The sequence below is a fragment of the Myxococcus sp. AB036A genome, assembly GCF_006547355.1.
Lineage (GTDB): Bacteria > Myxococcota > Myxococcia > Myxococcales > Myxococcaceae > Myxococcus > Myxococcus virescens.
Window position 1 is genome coordinate 1 of sequence record NZ_VHLC01000212.1, and the last position, 2,187, is coordinate 2,187.

Below are 2,187 nucleotides of genomic sequence, written 5' to 3' on the forward strand. Positions count from 1 at the left end.
TAGCCGAAGAAGCGCGCGTTGCCGAAGAAGCGCGCTTGGCTGAAGAGGCTCGGCTGGCGGAAGAAGCGCGGCTCGAAGAAGAGCGTCGCGTGGCCGAAGAGGCTCGGCTCGCAGAAGAGGCGCGGCTCGAAGAAGAGCGTCGCGTGGCCGAAGAGGCTCGGCTCGCAGAAGAGGCTCGGCTGGCGGAAGAGGCGCGGCTGGCGGAAGAGGCGCGTCTCGAAGAAGAACGCCGCCTTGAAGAAGAGCGTCGTCTGGCGGAGGAGGTTCGTCTCGCGGAAGAGGCGCGGCTGGCAGAGGAAGCGCGCCTTGAAGAGGAGCGTCGTCTCGCGGAAGAGGCCCGGCTAGAGGCGGAGCGTCTGGCGGAGGAAGCTCGTCTGGCAGAAGCGGCTCTACTTGAGGCGGCGCGCCTCGCCGAAGAAGCTCGTCTGGCTGAAGAGACTCGGCTGGCGGAAGAAGCGCGGCTCGAAGAAGAGCGTCGTCTGGCGGAAGAAGAGGCGCGTCTCGCGGAAGAGGCGCGGCTCGAAGAAGAGCGTCGTCTGGCCGAAGAAGCGCGGCTCGAAGAAGAGCGCCGCCTCGCGGAAGAAGCCCGTCTGGCCGAAGAAGCGCGGCTCGAAGAAGAGCGCCGCCTCGCGGAAGAAGCCCGTCTGGCAGAGGAAGCGCGCCTCGAAGAAGAGCGCCGCCTCGCGGAAAAGGCCCGTCTCGCCGAAGAAGCTCGCCTCGAAGAAGAACGCCGCCTCGCGGAAGAGGCGCAGCGTGCGGAGGCCGCTCGGCTCGAGGCAGAACGCCTGGCGGAAGAGGCGGAGCGGCTTGCGGAGGAGGCCCGTCTCGCGGAAGAGGCTCGGCTCGAGGCGGAACGCCTTGCCGAAGAAGCCCGCCTCATCGAGGAGCGCCGTCTCGCGGAGTCCGCCCGCCTTGCGAGAGAAGCCCGCCGCGCGGAGGAGATCTGGGCCGCAGAGGAGGCCCGTCTCGCCGAGGTCGCGCGCGTCGAGGCAGAGGCCCGTCAGGCCGAAGAAGCCCGCCAGGCCGAAGAACTGCGTCTGGAGGTCGAACGCCGCCGCGCCGATGCCGTCCGTCGCGGCAAGGAAGCTCGCGCCGCCGAGCAGTCCCGTCAGGCAGACGAAGGCCGTCCCGCCGAAGAGTCCACGCAGTCCGACTCCATCCCCGAACTCGCGGCCGAGGACGTCGAGGCCCTCACGCTCGATGTGGGCGACATCCTGCTCACCGAGCTTCCCGCTCAGCCCTCCGAGCCGGATTCCTGGGCGGACGCCGTCCAGAATGCCAGTGCAGCCGACCTGGACCTGGCCGCTCTGCCCGAAAGCGCGGACGCCCTGCGTATCGCCCGGCAGAAGGCTCAGGCCGAGCTCCTCCACGACATGGAGGAGGCCCTGCGCCGCTCGAAGTCCCAGCCGCTCGAGCCATGGCTCGCGGACGAGCCGCCCCTGCCGACACCGCCCACGCGGACGCAGGACCGCGTCCCCGTCCAGGACGAGCAGTGGCACACCGAGGCCATCTCGCTCAGCGCTGCGTCCGACACCGAGTCGGAACTCCCGCTGCTGGAAGTCGAACCCGAGCCCGAGCTTTGGGCCGTCGCCGAGCCACTGCCCGCTCCCGCGACCCGACCCGCCGCGGGCGAACCTCCGGTCCTCTCGCCTGTCGCCGAAGACGACGCGGACATCCTGCTGGAGGCGACCCCCGACGAGGAGGACGATGCCAGCTGGGCCACCCAACCGTCCGCGCCGCCGCCGCGCCCGGCCGCACCCAAGACAGGGGACGAGGACCTCTGGCGCATCGTCGCCTTCGACAAGGACGAGGGCGCCGACACCCTGACCGCGTCGTTCGAGGCCGCGCTCCTCCAGGTCGATACGCACCTGGAGTCGCTCGTCCGCTCGGATGTCAATCAGGCGAACGTCGATTTCGACGAGCCTCCTGTCGAGGCCATTGTCGAGGCGACCATCGAACCGGTAGCACCCGATTCATCGGGGGCCTTCCCCGGTGACAACTCATGGCCAACTGGCCAGACTGACTGGGACGAGCCGTCCGGAGACCTGGACGACTGGGACTTTGACGAGGACGACTTGGCGGCAGATCCCTCCAACCCCGACGAGGCAGCAAAGCTCCGGCGGCAGCGTCTCTTGCGCCGCGCCATGGAGAACATGGGGGTCCTCGGTGGGCGCCCGCCCTCCGCAC

The 2,187-nt window shown here is 69.5% G+C and carries 1 pseudogene; it reads left to right on the plus strand.

Annotated elements, in window-relative coordinates:
- Positions 1–2,187: pseudogene (locus FL344_RS39635) on the plus strand (molecular chaperone DnaJ); the annotation flags it as partial.